Source organism: Streptomyces sp. NPDC001502, from assembly GCF_042894785.1.
In the GTDB taxonomy this organism is placed as follows: domain Bacteria; phylum Actinomycetota; class Actinomycetes; order Streptomycetales; family Streptomycetaceae; genus Streptomyces; species Streptomyces kutzneri.
Map to the genome: position 1 here is coordinate 72,922 of NZ_JBIAVW010000011.1, position 16,465 is coordinate 89,386.

Consider the following 16,465-nt stretch of genomic DNA (forward strand, 5'->3'; position numbering starts at 1 on the left):
TCGCCCACCAGGGCAAACGAAGGACCCGATCGCTCAGCGGTCGGGTCCTTCGTCGATCCGCGGTTGCAGTTCTGGTTGCAGCTCCCGCTCCACGCCACTCGAGGCCTCGGGATGGCTCCGGCCCGGCAGGCGTCACAGGCCATCGCCGCACGACACCCATAGCGGCGCATCAGCTGTCCGCCACGAACCTCGCCCGCGACTTGACCGGCAAGACCCCAGCGCGCACACCCTCGGCACAGGCGGTTCTTGACCCTTCCCGGCGTTTCCGGGTGGAGGAATGAGTCAGAGCGGCGGTCGCATCGCCCCGCAGCTCCCCCACGCCCGGGCTTGGGGAACCCAGACCCTAAGAAACCGATGGTGCTACGATCATTAGCATCATGCTGCTGAGACTGGACACCGCAGACAGTCGGCCCCTGCACGAGCAGGTGGCAGGCGCGATCCGGCGCGCCATCGCCGACGGGGAGTGTGGGCCGGGGGACCGGCTGCCGCCTGCCCGCGATCTCTCCCGGGCCCTGGGCGTCAACGCCAACACCGTGCTGCGGGGCCTTCGGGCCCTTCGGGACGAGGGGGTGCTGGAGTTCCGGCGGGGCCGCGGGGTAACGGTCGCTGAAGGCGCCGACCAGCGGTCGGAATTGCTGGACAGAGCGCGCCGGCTGGTCGCCGACGCGGCGCGTCAGGGCTATAGCAAGAACGACCTCATCGAACTGATCAGGGGGCTTTCGTGAACGACCGTACGAAGCGGACGAACGGCGCGCGCTGGGGTGCGGCCATATGGGCAGCGGGCGTTCTGGCCGCACTGGCCGCACTTCCGCCGGCCGCGAGCAGTCGCCTGCCGAAGCGTCTGGCCACGCACTGGGGTGGGAGTTCACCCGACGGCTCGATGCCGCTGTGGGCAGCATCGCTGTTCCCCGCGCTGATCTGGGCGGTCCTGGCGCTGTCCGTCGCCTTCGCGGGACGCCGCGGGGGCGTGGCCGCGAGGCCGTGGGTCGGCGTGACGCTGCTGTCGGGCGGCGTGTTCCTTGCGGGTGTCCAGGCGTCCATCGTGCGCGCCAACCTGGACCGGGCCGTATGGAGCGAGGCCGGCTCGGTGGGTACCGGAGTCACGGTCACCATCGTGGCCGCGACGGCCGCCGGCGTGCTCGGGTGGCTGGCGGGCCGCCGTGGCGGTGCCGCGACCTCCGGCGAGGAGACCGGCGGCGCGACGAGGATGGAGATCCCCGAGGGGGAACGCTTCGCCTGGCTCTCCCGTGCGGCGAACCCGTGGCTCCACCTGACCGCCGCCCTCACCGGCCTCGTGGCCGCAGCCGCCGCACTGGCCGCCGCTGGCGGGCTGATCGACCTGCAGTGGGCGCTGATCGCACCGTTCGCGATCGCCTCGACCCTCGTGCTCTTCTGCTCGTCGGTGCAGGCGCGGGTGACAGAGACGGGCCTGGACGTGGCCTTCGGCCCGTTCGGCTGGCCCGTGCGCCACTGGGAGGCCCAGGACATCGAATCGGCGCGGGCGGAGTCACGGACACCGGCGCAGGTCGGCGGCTGGGGCTACCGGCTCAGCGGCCTGGGCACGACCGTAATGCTCCGGGCCGGCGAATGCCTGGTCATCCACCCCCGCAAAGGTACGGAGTTCGCCGTGAGCGTCGACGACGCCGAGCGCGGCGCCGCACTGCTCAACTCCCTCTCCAACCGGCAGGCGAGCTGATTAATTGAGCCAATCTGACTGAATACATTCACCACCGCATCTCGACCGAGACCCGCTAAGAATCCGCAGAGTCAACCCCACTCGCGATGGATGGCCAATTCCGTCCTGAAGATCACCGGAAACATTCGCCCCGTTTCGCGCGGTTGTGAGTGCGGCCATATTTGCTCGACTTGCGATCATTCACTGTGCGAATATCCCTGAGCAAGATCACGCATCGGGGGGCGGTGGATCTTACGCCTTGCTGCCCCCTGACGTTTTTCTAACGAGGGGAATGAAGTTGAACATCAAGCAGCGCGGCATCCTGGTAGTGGCCGGCGTGACTGCGGCAGCCCTGTGCGTGGCCGCAGCGCCGTCGGCGATGGCGGACTCGAACGCGGTGTCCGGAAAGACCGTTGCCGCCGCGCCGTCCGTCTCGGCCAAGGCCGATGGCGAGAACGTCTTCCGTGGCCTCTTCTTCGGGCAGGGCGAAGTCGGCCGCGGCCTGTCGCAGCTGGACCTCTTCGCGGAGGCTCGCCAGCACCTCGACAACGACGACCTCGACGAGGTGCGGGCCTCGAACGCTGTGATCGACCTGATCAACAAGCGGTCGCCCGGCTTCTTCGCAGACCTCAGCGCGAAGACCCGGAGCGGGGACCCCCGCCAGGTCGAGAAGGCCGTCACCGGCGCTCAGGACATGCTCCTGTCCGTGGCCCAGAAGGACGACAAGGCTGCCCCGGTCGAGAACGGCCAGCTCTGTGGCGTGACCGTCGCGGTTGGCGCGGCCGTCGTCCACATCGCCGCTGTCGTCACCGCGGCCGGCGCCGTGGTGACGGTGACCGTCGCCGTGGGTGCCAATTTCGTCAAGGGCAAGAACTGGTTCTGGAGCCCGCAGCCCACCACGGGTGACGGCACCCCGCTGTCGAAGGACGAGGCCGTCGCGCAGGTGACGAAGGCCCTCAAGGCCGCGTAAGCGGTGCGGGGGCGGAGAGGCTGCAGACTCCCCGCCCCCGCGGTGCTGTATCCCGTCCCGGCGGCAGAGGACCCCCACCCCAACATGAACAGCAAAATTCGCACCGCCTGTGCCGCATTCACACGCAGCGGAACAGGCATGGTCTCCGTGTCCTGGAAATCGATCGCCCTCGCGTGTGCCGTCTGGTCGGCGATCGTTCTTTACGCAGTCCAGGAACAGGTCCCGAAAAACGTCATCACGTTGCCGGGGCAAACAAAGGTGAAGCACACAGTCGTCAATATCGCACCCCAAGGGTGGGCCTTCTTCACCAAATCACCGCGTGATCCTGAGGTCGCCCCCTACGAGAAGACATCCAACGGGTGGCGAGGGCTTTCGCTGACTCCGCATGCCTCGCCTCATAACGCCTTCGGGCTGAACCGTGAATCACGAGCCCAGGGCGTGGAAATCGCCATGTTGCTGTCGGCAGCTCAGAAGTCCGACTGGCACGACTGCACGGACAGCCGTGAAGACTGTCTGTCCAACGCGGGGCCCGCCGCCCGAACGGTGGAGAACGGCTCACCGGACCCGACCCTGTGCGGGACCGTGGGCCTGCTGCAGGAGCGCCCCACGCCGTACGCATGGCGTGATCTCGTACCCGAGTCCCACTCGACGGAACGCGTCATGGTGCTGGAGGTGATGTGCTGATGCGACGACGCACCATCACCCTCCCCTGGGCGGCCGGCTACGGACTGGCCCGGACCCTTCTCGCCCTCGGCACCCTGGGAACCCTCGCCTTCAGCGACAGCGCGACCCTCTTCCGGGAGGTCTCCACCGTCGGCCAGTACCCGCTGTGCCGGGGTGTCACGGGAGCCGGAGCGTTCTGCCTCGTCTCCCCCGACCACTTCGAAGCGGTGCGGTGGGCATGCTGCTTGATCCTGGTCGCCGCGGCCAGCGGCTGGTGGCCCAGATTCACCGCGATCCCTCATGCCTACGTCGCGTTCAGCGTGTTCACCGGTATCTCCATCCCGGACGGCGGCGACCAGGTCACGTGGATCCTCACCCTGCTGCTCGTCCTCGTGGCCGTCGGCGACCCACGCCGCTGGCACTGGCAGCCGCAGCCGCAGCCGCCCCAGCTGTCGGAGAGCACACGCAGCAGTACCTGGGCGTTGATCGGGGTCAGCGCGATCACCCTGGCCCGTATCCAGATGTCCGTCATCTACTTCCAGTCGTGCGTGGCCAAGCTGCCCCACGCCGAGTGGGCCGACGGCAGCGCCCTGTACTACTGGATCAACAACTACGCCTTCGGCGCCCCCGACTGGCTCAGGCCCGCCCTGAACCTGGTCATCGACAACCCCGTGGGCGTCGCCGCGATGACCTGGGGCCCTCTCATGCTCGAGATCGTCCTCGCTGCCGCGCTGCTCATGCCGCAGAAGGTGAGATGGGCGCTCCTGCCCGCGGGAGTGCTGTTCCACCTGGGCATCGCGGTCGTCATGGGCCTGTGGAGCTTCGCCTTCGCCATGTGGGCGGGCCTGCTGCTCCTCCTCGCCCCCTACGGGCACGATCCCCGCCTCACCCGCCTGTGGCGCAAGCGAGCAGATGCTCCCGGACAGGCTCCTGCGGAAGCGGAGAAGCCCGCCGAACAGCCCGTCCATGCCTGATCAGCCCGGACATCTGTGGGTCATCCCGTCGAAAGGACTATTCTGATGAGCTCTCGTACCCTGAAGTCCCTCACCGTGGCCCTGGCTTCGGCTGCCACCGTCATGCTCGCGGCCACCTCCTCCTCGGCCGCCGGCCTGCCGTGGTCCGCCAGCCACGGGACCGCCACCGCCGACGGCAGCAGGTCGCTGGAAAGGGGCAGCGGAATCCTCTCCTCCACACTCGTCGTCCGGGGCGAACTGAAGAACGCCGGCCCCGGCTGCTATTCGCTGTGGTCGATGGCGATCCACGATTTCGCCCCCACCCCCGCGCGCAAGCTCGCCACGCAGTGCGGCCCCGGAAGCACACCCGTCAGCTTCAAGACCCACTACGCCCCCACCACCACAGCCTCGGTCTACGTCTGCAAGGACGAGGGCGCCCAAGACTGCGGCCAGCAGATGCCGCTCACCACCTGGCCCGTCAAACAGACGGCTCCGTCGACGGCAGCCGCTGAGCAGCAAGGCGCTCCTCGCAAGCCGTGATGGAGAAAGCCCCCGGGAGCGCGCGGCCGGGCCCTCGTACGAATCCGGACCCGGCGGGCGCCTCCAGGGACGCACCGCATGACAAGGAGACGGACCATGGCCGAACGGCCGACCCTGCTGTACGACGGCGACTGCGGCTTCTGCACCACAGCCGTCAACACCGCCGTGCGCCTGCTGGACCCCGACGCCGTCGTCACCCCCTGGCAATTCGCCAACCTGAACGCACTGGGCATCACCGCCGAACGAGCCGACCGGGAGGTCCCGTGGATCGAGCCCGGCACGGCCGTCGTGCACGGCGGCGCGGACGCGGTGGCGCACCTGCTGAAACAGTGCCCGCGCCGGTCCTGGCAACTCGCAGGGCAGGCCATGACACTGCCTCCGGTCAGCTGGACCGCCCGACTCGTGTACCGCGTGGTCGCCGTGAACCGCCACCGCCTGCCTGGCGGAACGGCGGCCTGCTCCCTGCCCGCCCATCTGCGGCCCGCAACCCGTGACACCGACTGACACCACACCCAAGCGGGCTTGGTTACAGACACCAAGCCGACCGCTTTGCGGCCGGTCTCAGTTCTGGTCTCATTCGGCCCCGTCCGGGACCATCCGCAGACCTGCTAAGAGCGAACTCCTCCGCAGGTCAGGACGGGTACGGCCCCCGCCGGACAGGCATACGAACATGGGGAAAGCGTGTTGGGGGCAACCCCTCACGAGTTCGAATCTCGTATCCTCCGCCAGTGCCTCACCGGGCACGATGTCGAAGAGCCCCGCTGCTTGCAGCGGGGCTCTTCGCTTGTCCCGTCTCGGTTGGGGCCTGGAGGCCCCTCGGCGGCGCCCCAGAACGCATCGCCGGTCTGCCCTGGCGGCGCTCTTCGGCCTGGGCCCGGTCACGTGCGTGCAGCGGGCGCGCCGACCCGCCCGGCTCCCAGCCCGTGATCGCGTCGACCACCACGTCGGGGACCCCGTGTCCTGGTCTCACCCGCGGTCTCGATCGGCCCGTCAGTGGCCCGCCCCCGGGTGAACCCGTCCGTACGGCACCTGCGGGCCGGTGGGATGCGCAATCCTTGATCCCGGTGCGGGCCGGATCCGGCCCTCTTGTACGTTCCCGGCCGGGCGAGGTGCTGTCATGACGTCCCGATCCACACTGGCCGCCTGGCTCGCCGGTCTCGACGGCGCGCGGCTGGCACGCGTCATCGTGGCGCGGAAGGACGCTGTGGCCCCTCCGGAGCCCCGCTCGACAGAGGAAGTGGCGGAACGCCTTCAGCGGCCGGGGTCGGTGGCGCGCGCTCTGCCGCAGCTCCCGCTGCCGTGCCTGCAGGTGGCCGAGACCCTGGCCGCCTTGGGAACGTTGTCGCGCGGCACCCTGGCGAGGAACCTGGGAGCGACGGCGTCTGCCGCCGCCCGGGAACTCGACGTCGTGTTGGAGGTTCTGGCCGATCACGCTCTGGTTTGGCCGGACGGTGACGGAGATCTCCACATGGCGGCGCCGTTGCGGCACGCATGGGACGCTCCCCTGGGGCTGGACGCTCCGCTGGAGAAGCTGCTGGAAGGCGTGACCTCCGAGGAACTGCGCGGCATGCTCGTGGCACTGGGCATCAAGCCGGTCGGCACCCGGCAGCAGCGCGTGGCCGCTGTACTGGAACACCACAGCGATCCAGAGCGCGTGGCCTCCATGATCGCGAAGGCCCCGTCTGCCGCCCGGGAGCTGCTTCGGCGACGAGCGGAGTCAGTGTCGCCGCAGAAGGAGTCCATCGTGTTCGGGGCTCCCGAGGCCGATTCCCGGCCGGGCGCACGCTGGGCCCTGGACCGGGGCTTCCTCGTCTGCGATCACCACGGATACGGGAGGGACCGCATGCCCGCCGAGGTGGCGCTGGCGTTGCGCGGGCCCGATTGGCATGCCCCGTTCCAACCCGTACCGCCCGCCACGGAGCTGGTCTTCGTCACGGCTGTGGAGGTGAACCGAGAGGCAGCAGCGGCAGCCACGGCCTTCGCGGCCCACGCCGCCTCGGTCCTGTCGGTCTGCTCGGCGGCTCCACCGGCCCGGCTGAAGTCCGGTGGGGTCGGCGCGCGCGAACTGAGCCGAATCGGCAAGACCGCACATGCCGTTGACGTCGTGGTGCGCATCGCCTTGGAGACTGCGTACTCGGTGGGGCTACTGGCCACGGACGGCCCCCGCGTCGCGCCCACCAAGGAGTACGACGCCTGGGCGGCGCAGGCACCCGCGGCCCGGTTCGCCGTGCTTCTTCAGGCATGGTGGAAGCTGCCGCTCACCCCGTCCCAGTCCCGCGACGAGGACAACAAGGCGCTCCCGGCCCTGGCCGGAACACCTCTGTGCGACGGCTGCATGCAGGCGCGCGGTGGGCTCCTCGCCGCGGCGGCAGGGCTCCCGGAAGGACGGGGCGCGCGGGTCGCCACGGATCTGGGCCCGCTCGTGGCCTGGCACCGTCCGCTCGCCCACCCGTCGTTCAGCGATGAGACACCGTTCGCCACCACGGTCCGCGAGGCCGAGCTGCTGGGCGTTGTCGCCCGAGGCTCCCTCTCGCCGCTCGGCGCGGCTCTGCTGGCCGGTGACGCTGAGGAACTGGCCGCCGAGTGCCGGCGACTGCTGCCCGAGGCCACCGGCACAGCCCGGCTCGGCGGCGACCTCACGGCCGTCGTCAGCGGCACACCCGCGGCATGCCTCGCCGAGCTCCTGGATGCGACCGCGGCCCGTGAGACCAGCGGGGCGGCCTCGGTATGGCGGTTCAGCGCCAACAGCATCCGCCGTGCCCTGGACGCCGGCCGCACTCCGGAAGCGATCTCGGCCGAGCTGGCCGCCATTGCGGCGGGGCCCCTGCCGCAGCCGCTGTCCTACCTCATCGCCGATGCGGCACGCCGTCACGGCCGGGTACGCATCGCCCCCGCCGCCTGCGTCATCCATGGCGACGAGCCGGCGCTCCTGGCCGAGCTCGCCGCCCACCGAGGACTGACCTCACTCGGGCTCCGGCAGCTCGCGCCGACGGTGCTCGTCAGCGCCGCCGCACCCGACCGGACCCTGGCCGCGCTACGGAGCGAGGGTTACGCCCCCGTCGCCGAAGCCGCCGATGGAACCGTACGCATCGAGAAGGTCCCACCTCGGCGGGCCGCCGCCGTTCCCACTCCACGGAAGACCTCTGCAAAGACCGGCACGGGACGCGTGGCAGGCCGGGCGGCTGAGGCGCCGACGGTTGATGAAGCACGCACTTTGGCAGCACGGCTGTTGAACGTCCCGCCAACCGCCCCGGAGCCCGGTCCCTTCGGCACCGGAGTGCCTTTCGGAACGGATACCGAGGAGATCGTCGCCGGGTACGCCACGCAGCTGACTTACGCCGACGTGCGCCAGCTCGGCCACGCCCTCGACGCCGGCACCGCCATCACGGTCGAGTACGTCGCAGCCTCGGGCAGCCGCACCGTCCGTACCCTCAGCCGCCTCGAACTCGACCCGCCCTACCTCGAAGCGTGGTGCCACCTGCGGGACGCCGAACGAGTCTTCACACTGTCCCGCATCCACAGCGTCATGCCGGCGTAGGTCAGTCCGCGGACAGGGTCAGCGCTGCAGCCCGAGAATCAGACGGACCGAGTCCTCCACACGGTGCAGTTCACCCGGAGCAAGCAGCCCCAGCTTCCTTCGCAACCGCGGCTTCGCAACCGTGTGAAGGTCCGCGCAGTTCACGTACGCCTCGTCGTACTTCGTCAGTCCGGCGTCAGGCCCGATCGGAACATGCGTGACCTAACGAGTGACCGTCGGCAACCGACGGGGCCTCGATCGGCTCGTGTCGATCAACTCGCCCTCATCTGTCAGCGCCCGTGAGTACAGTCCTGGAGAGGCACTCAGGGAGGGGCCACGTGTCTTTCGACAGCGATCAGTACACCCGCATCATGGAGCAGCTCAAAGAGGGCAAGTTAGGGGATGTGGCGAGCCAGCTCGACCAGGAAGTGCGACAGGGTCGGGCCGTTTCCGAAGAGAAGCTGAAGCAGGAGCAGGAGAGCCAGTACGCGGCGCGTGCCAGCAGGCTGGCGGAGACGAAACTGCAACGCCTCGGGGAGTCCGACGTCGCAGTCATCCCGTACACGGGCGACGAGAGCATCGACCTCATCCGCGGTGCCATCCTGACGCTCGCCGAGACCATGTACGCCTCGCGCAAAGCCGCGCTGGACACGGCGCTGGCTCACGAGATGGACCTGACCATCGAGTTCGGTGACCCGGAACTGGAAATTCCCTCCTCCATCCACCTCCAGCAGGAAACGGAGCAGGCGCACGTCGCGCTCGAACTGGTGCGGGAGCTGTTGTCCGAGGGAACCAACTCTCGTGTGGAGGCCAACCGATGAGCAGGGCAAGCCTGGTCCAGGCCATCGAGAAGGCGATTGGTGTCCTGCAGCCCGTATACCGCAACAGTGCGGATGAATCCGACCTCTACGAGGCATCGCTACTGACCCTGTGTCTCGATGCCGCGAGGGCGGCCGGCGGTACCGCACTGCTCACCCAGGACGGCAGGACTCAAGCCACCGCACTGCGCTTCCGCAGGTCCCCGGGAAACCTCTGGTCAGGCACCTTCACCTACATCCTGGTCAGCTTCCCCGGCATCCAGAAGCGGCTGGAGATCCACCTGGGCGTCTATGTCGTCGCCGCCACATCGAAAGTCGCACACGAATGCGACGTCGCCATCATCGATCACCAGGAAGCCGAGCGGAGTCGGCAGGCCGGGGTGCACCCGCGGAGCGCCAAGCTCGTCGCAGCGATCGAAGCGAAGCACTACAGCGCCTCACCTCCCCTTGGCATCGGCCGGGGGTTCCTCGGGCTGGCCCAGGAAATGGGTCCGAAGAAGTGCTCGCTCGTCTTTCCCTCGCAGAGTTCCACCAACCTGGGGGCCCTGATCGCTGGGCGCCCGAGCGAGTCGTACCCCGAGCTGTTGCCGGGCACGGATGCCGCTGACCGACTGCGGTCACAGCTCGACCAGGCCATCCGGAACTGGAAGAACAAGCGCTGACGCAATCCCGTTTCCCGAACGAAGAAGGCGCCAACCGGCCATGGTTGGCGCCCTGTCTCGTCAGGATGGGCCCAGAACCCAGCGGAGGCTCACCACTCCTCCTCGGCAGCTCGGTGCTGGTAGGCCCTCGGCCGTCCGCGGCGCTTCCGACGCGACCACGCGGCTCACCCGGTGTCAGACCCGCTCTGTAGCCTGGCCGATGGTCGCGATCAACGCCGAACGGGGGGCCATGGCCGAGCCAGTGAGGGAAGCAGCCCGATTTTATTGGGCCGCGCGCGAGTGGCGCATGCAAGGGTCCGTCCGCCGGGGCGCCGCTGCCAATGAGCTCTCAGCGGTGAGAGCAGGTGGCCAGCACGATGCCCTGGCGACAGCCTTGAGTGAGGCCCTCGTCGCGCGTGGCATCGACCAATCGTGGATTCGAATCGGTCGGGCCGCAGAATTCCCGGGCTCTTACGGTCTCGGTCGCTCGGCATGGGATCTGGCGATCTTCAGGGACGACATCCCTCTCGCCGCCATCGTCATCAAGTCGCTCGGCGGCCCCGCCTACGGAAACAATTTCAACAATCGCATCCAAGAGCTGACGTCAAATGCCTTCGCTGTCAGGCAGCACGACGGCCAGAGCATCGAGAGATTTCGCCCATACCTCGGCATATTCTTCGTTCTCGAAGAGGGCCAAGGCGCAAATGCCACCCGGGCAACCCGAGGCTCCTACAAAGAGCGACTGGGTGAGACATTCGCCCAGTTCCATAGCGACGGTCTTTACGATGGAATCGCATACGTATCCGTAGGCAAAGGCGAAGACCCTTCGTTTGAAGAGCCCCGTAAGGACATGCCGGTCAAAGGATTCGTCGACGGGCTGAGCACACGAGTGCTCTCGTACGCCTCGGCGCTGTCTGCGGCAGGCTCGATCACGAGCACTGCATCTGCGCACGCACCTTCCGGACCGTCAACGACCCTCCCGGAAGACCTCGGCCACTACAAAGAAATTCTCCTGAATGCATGCGGAGATCGCAACGCATACGCGCTCGACCGGCTCCCGATGGGAGAGGGTGGCCAGGCTCAGGTATTTCGCGCCGTTCACAAGCTGTCAAAGACGGAGGTAGCCTTCAAGCGTCGCCGATCAAAGCGCGACCTTGCTGCTGCCCGAATGCAGCGCGAGATTGAGATATCGCGCCTGCTGAGCACCCACCCGCACGCCATGCCGGTTCTCGACGCCGAGCCGGATGGCGCCTGGTTTGTCATGCCTATGGCTGACGCGACTGCAGAAGACCGTCACGAACAGCTCCGAGACCCTGAGCAGCTGCACGCCCTGGTGAATTCCATGGCATCCGTGCTGGCTGAAGCACACAAACGGGACTGGGTGCACCGCGACATCAAGCCCTCCAACATCCTGCTCCTCCAGGAGCGGTGGGTCCTCGCCGATTGGGGAATCGGGCGTCGACCACGGGGGCAGACGACTGTGCCCGGCCGGACAGGGCACTACATCGGCACCGAGGGATTCGCCGCGCCTGAACTGTCCATGGACCCGCATGACACCACCACTCATGCCAGCGATATCTACAGCCTTGGACGTGTGATCGCTTGGGCACTCACCGGAAAGACACCCCAGGCGAACGTAGTCCTGCTCCCGCCCGCCGGCCCTTGGCGCAGCGTAGTCAGGGCTACCACGCAGCCTGACCCCGCACAGAGACCCCAGAGCGTCGGAGAACTGCTCACTCTGATCGCGCGCGAATTCAGCGTGCCTCAGGGCCCGCCCGTTGAGCAGGCGGCACCGCTGTTGGCCTCCGCCAGTACAGGTGATTCCGCCTCCGTCGACGCACTGCTCGTGCTCATCTCGGACTACCCCGATGACTACGACCTGCATCTGGATGTCCTGACCCGGCTCCCTCCGGAAGTCGCGGCACCGCCCCTGTCCCGGAACCCCCAGCACGCCAACGCGCTTATGCACGCATTCGCTGAACATGCAGGCGGAAACGGCACAAGGATGGTGCAGTTCGGTGAGGCAGCGCGTGCTGTCTCCTGGCTTCACGCTGTATCCGCCTACGCGGCTGAGCGGAGCGAATGGGATCTGCTGGATGAGGCCGTTCGTACCATGTGCAAGTGGGATGAGTCCTGGAACCAGTGGGACCCGCAGGACGCGATCCGTCCCTGGTTGCGCGAGCTCGACGGAGACGCGGCAAGCATCGTGGCATCCGCGTTGCGGGACCATCCGGATTCAGCAGGCCACTTCGCAGGGCTTGCGGACGAGCGCGGTGTCGACCTGGGCATACGCCAGGCCGTCCGGACCGCTGCCGGGACGCCCCGCAGAGCGTGACCAGCCGGGTCGGCCGTAGCCCGATGTCCTGGTGGCCGCCGGCACGGGGCGGCCCGCTCGCGTGATCCGCGTCATGCTCCTCCTCGGGCGGGCCTCAGGCGCCGTACGGCACCCCGGTGGCCGTCGGCTCGGGCAGGAGCGCCGCCAGTGCGGCGAGCGCGACCGTCACTCCCGCCCGGTCCTGGGCTTCCGTGGTGCCGGCGCCCAGGTGCGGCGTCACCGTGACGTTGTCCAGGCCGAACAACGCAGACTCGGTGCACGGTTCATGGCTGAAGACGTCCAGGGCGGCGCCTGCGATGCGCCCCGAGCTCAGCGCGGAATGAAGCGCGTCCTCGTCGACGATGCCGCCCCGGGCGACGTTGACGACGAGCGCCGTGGGCTTCATCCGCCCCAGCTCGGCCTGTCCGATCAGACCGGTGGTCTCCGGGGTCTTCGGCAAGTGGACGGTGACGACGTCGGCACGGTGCAGCAGGTCTTCCAGGGACATGAGCTTGATCCCGTCCGGGGAGGCATCCTGCCGGTACGGATCGTGGGCGACGATGTCCATGCCGAACGCCGCCATCCGCTCGGCGACGAGGGTGCCGATGCGGCCGAGGCCGATGACACCGAGCGTCTTGCCGAACAGCTCGAAGCCCGTATGGCGGCTGCGGCTCCAGGTGCCCTGCTTCAGGGCGGTCCCGGCCGGGACGATGTGGCGCGCGGCGGCCATGATCAGCGCACAGGTCAGCTCGGCGGCGGACACCACGTTCGCGGTGGGGGCGTTGGTCACCAGGATGCCGCGGCGATCGGCCTCCCGGACATCGACGTTGTCCAGGCCGACGCCGGCCCGGCCGATGAACGTGAGGCGCTCGGCGCACCTGATGACCTCGGCGTCCACGGTCGTGGCGCTGCGGATGAGCAGCGCGTCCGCGTCGCGGACGGCGGCCAGCAGGGCGGGCCGGTCCGTGCCGTCGCACCGGCGGACTTCGACGTCGCTGCCGAGGGCTTCCAGTGCGGCGGGAGAGAGCGGGTCGGCGACGAGCACGACGGGTTTGGCGTTCACAGGGGTTCCTTGAGGGCGTGGGGCGGGCGGGGTCGGCCGCAGTGGGCGGCGGGGCCGTTCAGGCCGCCGCGGGGGGCGCCAGCGCGCGGTCCGGGCGCACGGCACGGCGTCCCCAGGAGATGCGGTGTTCCCGCAGTGCCTGCCCGGAGTAGTCGTACGCGTAGGAGAACCGCCCGTCCTGCGAGGGCGTGGAGGCGCTCAGGAGGTACAGCTCCACGAGCTCTTCGAGCACCGCTTCGGCGTGGTGCTCGTCGGTGCCGAGGAGTACGGCCGCGGTCGCCGGGGTGATGCGCGCCGGGTCCCCCTGGGCGGCCAGCGTGTGGAATGCCGCCCGGACCGCGGCGGGCACGGCGGCCAGTGTGCGGTCGAGGCCGGCCTGGGTGCCCAGCGGGTCCTCGCGGGCGTACGAGGACCCGGTGATCCAGGTGATCGCCTGACGGGCGGTCCAGTGCGGCCGCAGCCGGAGTTTCGACGTCACGGCGAAGAGTGCGCCGGGCAGTCCCTGGCAGAGCTCGGCCAGACCGCGGACCCCCTCCGGGTCCATGGTGATCCGGTGCTCCGGGACGGCGGTCAGCAGGACCTCCAGGCAATCGTCGAGCGGAAGCCGGTCGAGGGTGATGTGCTCGGTGGCCGAGGGGACGAACAGCCGCCGCCGGCCGCTGACCAGTGCTCCGCATCCCGTGCCGGACGGCAGGAGCAGGGAGAGGTCCTCCGCCCGGGTCACGTCGTCCAGCACGACGAGGACGCGACGGTCGGCGGTCCACGTGCGGTAGAGCAGGCTGAGATCGGTGACGTCGAGTTCGAGCTGTTCCCCGGTCGCTCCGAGGCCGCGCAGGAAGGAGCGCAGGATCTCCGCGTGACCGACCTGCCGGTTGTCGTCGTCGAGGAGCCGGGCGAACAGCTGCCCATCGGGGTAGTGGTCCCTGACCTGCTGGGCGGCGTGGAGGCAGAGCTCGCTCTTGCCCGACGAAGGACCGCCGCCCACCACGACGAGAGACCTTTCTCCTGTCGCCGGCTGGGGAGTCAGCGCGCCGACGATGCGGACCAGCTGGCCCGTCCGGCCGGTCAGCCGGCCCTGCGGGGCGGGCACGTGGCACGGTGCCTGGACGGTGGGGGCGGAGACGGCCGCGACCGCACGCGCCGGGTGGGGCGACGACAGCAGGGAATCGTCCGAGTTGAGGATGGCCGTGTGCAGGGCCTGCAGTTCGGGTGAGGGATCGAGTCCGAGTTCATCGGCGATCGAGGCGCGTGCCCGGTGGAACACCCGCAGCGCGTCCGCCCTTCGGTCCGTTCGGTACAGCGCCGTCATCAGGCTGCGCTGCACTCCCTCGTTGGTGGGTTCGAGTGCGGCCAGGGACGTGAGCTCCCCCAGGAGCTCGTGGTGGCGGCCGAGATGGAGATCTGCCTCGATGCGTAGATTCCTGGCACTGCTGTACAGCTCGGCCAGGCGCAGCGCTTCGGCCTCCAGGAGGGCGCCCTTGCGCACGTCCACCAGGGCCGAATCGCGCCACAGTTCCATGGCCGCGGCCGCCGAGTCACGGGCGCGCGGGTGGTCGCCCGCCTGGAATTCCCTGCGTCCGCGGGAAACGAGGGGTTCGAAGAGGAACGCGTCCACGCGATCGGCGGCGAGTGTCAGCTGGTACCCGCCGTCGATCGTGCTCAGGGACGGCGTCTCGGCGTTCGTGCGGGAGCCGCCCCGTCGCGGGCTGCCCAGCTCGAACTTCTTCCTGATCTGATAGATGTACGTCTGCAGCGCCGTGCTGGCGCTGGCGGGTGGATTGTCTTCCCACAGTTCGTCGACGAGTTGATGCGACCGCACCACCCTGTTCGCGTTCAGGGTCAGGACGGCCAGGATCTGACGCATTTTCTGGGCTGCAGGTGCGGTGTTGACGGAGCTTTCTCCGGCATAGATCTCGAACGACCCCAGAAGATTGACTCGCATTGCCTCTCCATCCCCGCACACGTGCAGGTACTCGGGTTGGACTCTTGGCGGTCCGCTACGGCTCCGACCGGACTGCCCTGATCACCGTGCGACCTCGTTGGCGAGGAGCTGCCAGCTCTGCGCATAGGCCCGCGCGAGCTGGGCCACGGCGGTCTTGCAGTGCGCGGGCAGACTGGCCGCGATCTCTTGCCTGTTCAGAGCGACGGCGGCACCGGAATCCAGGAGACGCAGCACGGAGCGCCCCGATTCGGTGAAGCGCAGCGAGGGATCGCCGCGCAGCAGCCGGTGGATCTCGCCCACGTCCGACGGCCGTCCCCGGCCGTCGGCGGGTGCGCCGCGGCCGATGCCGGCTCCGGTTCCCCGCGAGGCCCCCGGGGGGACGGCCGCCCCGTCCTCGCGCGCCAGGTGGTCCCGTACCTTCGCGACGGTGGCCGGTGAGATCCCGGCCTCCTTCGCGATCTCACGCAGTGAGGCCTGCGGATTGCTCCTGATGAGCGAGGCCGCCAGCTCCCGGCCCCGCGAGGGGTCCAGCGGCCTGGCGCGGCCGTCACGTCCCACGCGCACGGCACCGGGTCCGGGTGCGCCGAGAACCCTTCGGCGCAGGGCGGCGGTCCTGCCGGCGGAGAGGCCCACGACCGACGCCACCGACCGGTCCGACCATGTGGGGTGTGCGGCGAGGATGCGCTCGGCCGCTGCGGTGCGCTCCCCCGGGGAGAGCGGAAGGCCGTGGGTCACGTTCAGGGCCACCGCCAGGAGCCGGCCCTCTTCCGCACTGCCGCGGAAGAAGCGGACGGGGATGGTGGCCCGGCCCCGCATCTCGGCCGCCCGGACCCGGTGGATGCCGTCGATGACCACCATCGAGGGGTGGTGGACGAGAACCGGTGGAAGCCGGTCACCGGCTTCCAGGAGCGTACGTGCGTGTTCCGGACTCTCCATCCTGGAACGGGGCGAGCCGGTGATCTTCAGGGCTTTCACCGGAACGCTCTCCACCGGCAGCCGGGGCAGCTCGTCCCGCAGTGCGAGCAGGTGCTCCGCGGCCGTCCTCCCCCGGGGTGGGACCGTCACTGCCAGCCCGCGTCGTACCGGAACGTCTGCTGACCGGAAGCGGCCACCGTGCGGGGGTTGGGCGACTGCCAGCCCGCGTCGTCCGCCAGGCTCTGGACCTGGTGCGACGCCGACTGTGCGGGGCCCACCCCGGCCACGCCCAGGGCCATCGTCAGCACAGCAGCGACCGCGACACCGAAACCTGCGACCCGACGAACCGTCATCATCTTTCTGTTCCCCCTCGTACAACGTTCTCCGGGGCTCCGATCGGCCCCGACACCGAATATGGCCGGTACACAAGGGCGGAGTGAAGGGTTCCGGGGAG

At 69.1% G+C, this 16,465-nt stretch carries 14 protein-coding genes and 1 pseudogene; 11 read left to right on the forward strand and 4 right to left on the reverse strand.

Annotated features, from left to right (window positions below; all coding sequences use genetic code 11):
• Positions 1 to 377 precede the first annotated feature (377 nt).
• The 11 genes from ACFY0D_RS20920 (at position 378) to ACFY0D_RS20970 (ending at position 12,112) form a co-directional block, all read left to right on the forward strand.
• Positions 378 to 725 (forward strand): GntR family transcriptional regulator, encoded by a 348-nt coding sequence (locus ACFY0D_RS20920; RefSeq protein ID WP_390799628.1) that lies wholly within the window; start codon positions 378 to 380, stop codon positions 723 to 725.
• On the forward strand, positions 722 to 1,696 hold the full coding sequence (locus ACFY0D_RS20925) for a DUF1648 domain-containing protein (protein WP_390799629.1): 975 nt from the start codon (positions 722 to 724) through the stop codon (positions 1,694 to 1,696). Before ACFY0D_RS20920 ends, ACFY0D_RS20925 begins: the two co-directional genes overlap by 4 nt.
• Before the next feature lie 271 nt (positions 1,697 to 1,967).
• Complete coding sequence (locus ACFY0D_RS20930) at positions 1,968 to 2,645, forward strand: sporulation delaying protein family toxin (protein WP_266383446.1); 678 nt, start codon at positions 1,968 to 1,970, stop codon at positions 2,643 to 2,645.
• 84 nt (positions 2,646 to 2,729) lie between these two features.
• Positions 2,730 to 3,329 (forward strand): SdpA family antimicrobial peptide system protein, encoded by a 600-nt coding sequence (locus ACFY0D_RS20935; RefSeq protein WP_390799630.1) that lies wholly within the window; start codon positions 2,730 to 2,732, stop codon positions 3,327 to 3,329.
• A complete protein-coding gene (locus ACFY0D_RS20940) occupies positions 3,329 to 4,282 on the forward strand; it encodes a sporulation-delaying protein SdpB family protein (RefSeq protein ID WP_390799631.1) in 954 nt (317 codons plus the stop codon). Before ACFY0D_RS20935 ends, ACFY0D_RS20940 begins: the two co-directional genes overlap by 1 nt.
• A 45-nt stretch (positions 4,283 to 4,327) precedes the next feature.
• A complete protein-coding gene (locus tag ACFY0D_RS20945) occupies positions 4,328 to 4,801 on the forward strand; it encodes a hypothetical protein (RefSeq protein ID WP_390799632.1) in 474 nt (157 codons plus the stop codon).
• A gap of 96 nt (positions 4,802 to 4,897) precedes the next feature.
• Entirely contained in the window at positions 4,898 to 5,305 is a 408-nt protein-coding gene (locus ACFY0D_RS20950) for a thiol-disulfide oxidoreductase DCC family protein (protein ID WP_390799633.1), read from the forward strand.
• 613 nt (positions 5,306 to 5,918) lie between these two features.
• Entirely contained in the window at positions 5,919 to 8,339 is a 2,421-nt protein-coding gene (locus ACFY0D_RS20955; protein ID WP_390799634.1) for a helicase-associated domain-containing protein, read from the forward strand.
• 317 nt (positions 8,340 to 8,656) lie between these two features.
• A complete protein-coding gene (locus ACFY0D_RS20960) occupies positions 8,657 to 9,139 on the forward strand; it encodes a hypothetical protein (RefSeq protein WP_390799635.1) in 483 nt (160 codons plus the stop codon).
• Positions 9,136 to 9,798, forward strand: coding sequence for a hypothetical protein (locus tag ACFY0D_RS20965; RefSeq protein ID WP_390799636.1), 663 nt, complete (start codon positions 9,136 to 9,138; stop codon positions 9,796 to 9,798). Before ACFY0D_RS20960 ends, ACFY0D_RS20965 begins: the two co-directional genes overlap by 4 nt.
• A gap of 199 nt (positions 9,799 to 9,997) precedes the next feature.
• Positions 9,998 to 12,112 (forward strand): PaeR7I family type II restriction endonuclease, encoded by a 2,115-nt coding sequence (locus ACFY0D_RS20970; RefSeq protein ID WP_390799637.1) that lies wholly within the window; start codon positions 9,998 to 10,000, stop codon positions 12,110 to 12,112.
• Between the two features lie 100 nt (positions 12,113 to 12,212).
• Here the strand turns inward: ACFY0D_RS20970 and ACFY0D_RS20975 are convergent.
• The 4 genes and pseudogenes from ACFY0D_RS20975 to ACFY0D_RS20990 all read right to left on the reverse strand — a co-directional run.
• A pseudogene (locus tag ACFY0D_RS20975) lies at positions 12,213 to 13,154 on the reverse strand (hydroxyacid dehydrogenase); the annotation flags it as partial.
• A 58-nt stretch (positions 13,155 to 13,212) separates the two neighbouring features.
• Entirely contained in the window at positions 13,213 to 15,096 is a 1,884-nt protein-coding gene (locus tag ACFY0D_RS20980) for a BTAD domain-containing putative transcriptional regulator (protein ID WP_390799638.1), read from the reverse strand.
• An 81-nt stretch (positions 15,097 to 15,177) separates the two neighbouring features.
• On the reverse strand, positions 15,178 to 16,161 hold the full coding sequence (locus ACFY0D_RS20985) for a transcriptional regulator (RefSeq protein ID WP_390799639.1): 984 nt from the start codon (positions 16,159 to 16,161) through the stop codon (positions 15,178 to 15,180).
• A complete protein-coding gene (locus tag ACFY0D_RS20990; protein ID WP_390799640.1) occupies positions 16,158 to 16,367 on the reverse strand; it encodes a hypothetical protein in 210 nt (69 codons plus the stop codon). Before ACFY0D_RS20990 ends, ACFY0D_RS20985 begins: the two co-directional genes overlap by 4 nt.
• Positions 16,368 to 16,465 lie beyond the last annotated feature (98 nt).

What these genes read in the sequence shown, in the direction of transcription:
- ACFY0D_RS20920 (WP_390799628.1), top strand. Translation starts at nt 378, where the DNA reads ATGCTGCTGAGACTGGACACCGCAGACAGTCGGCCCCTGCACGAGCAG.
- ACFY0D_RS20930 (WP_266383446.1), top strand. Translation starts at nt 1,968, where the DNA reads ATGAAGTTGAACATCAAGCAGCGCGGCATCCTGGTAGTGGCCGGCGTG.
- ACFY0D_RS20935 (WP_390799630.1), top strand. Translation starts at nt 2,730, where the DNA reads ATGAACAGCAAAATTCGCACCGCCTGTGCCGCATTCACACGCAGCGGA.
- ACFY0D_RS20940 (WP_390799631.1), top strand. Translation starts at nt 3,329, where the DNA reads ATGCGACGACGCACCATCACCCTCCCCTGGGCGGCCGGCTACGGACTG.
- ACFY0D_RS20945 (WP_390799632.1), top strand. Translation starts at nt 4,328, where the DNA reads ATGAGCTCTCGTACCCTGAAGTCCCTCACCGTGGCCCTGGCTTCGGCT.
- ACFY0D_RS20950 (WP_390799633.1), top strand. Translation starts at nt 4,898, where the DNA reads ATGGCCGAACGGCCGACCCTGCTGTACGACGGCGACTGCGGCTTCTGC.
- ACFY0D_RS20955 (WP_390799634.1), top strand. Translation starts at nt 5,919, where the DNA reads ATGACGTCCCGATCCACACTGGCCGCCTGGCTCGCCGGTCTCGACGGC.
- ACFY0D_RS20965 (WP_390799636.1), top strand. Translation starts at nt 9,136, where the DNA reads ATGAGCAGGGCAAGCCTGGTCCAGGCCATCGAGAAGGCGATTGGTGTC.
- ACFY0D_RS20970 (WP_390799637.1), top strand. Translation starts at nt 9,998, where the DNA reads ATGGTCGCGATCAACGCCGAACGGGGGGCCATGGCCGAGCCAGTGAGG.
- ACFY0D_RS20980 (WP_390799638.1), bottom strand. Translation starts at nt 15,096, where the DNA reads ATGCGAGTCAATCTTCTGGGGTCGTTCGAGATCTATGCCGGAGAAAGC.
- ACFY0D_RS20990 (WP_390799640.1), bottom strand. Translation starts at nt 16,367, where the DNA reads ATGATGACGGTTCGTCGGGTCGCAGGTTTCGGTGTCGCGGTCGCTGCT.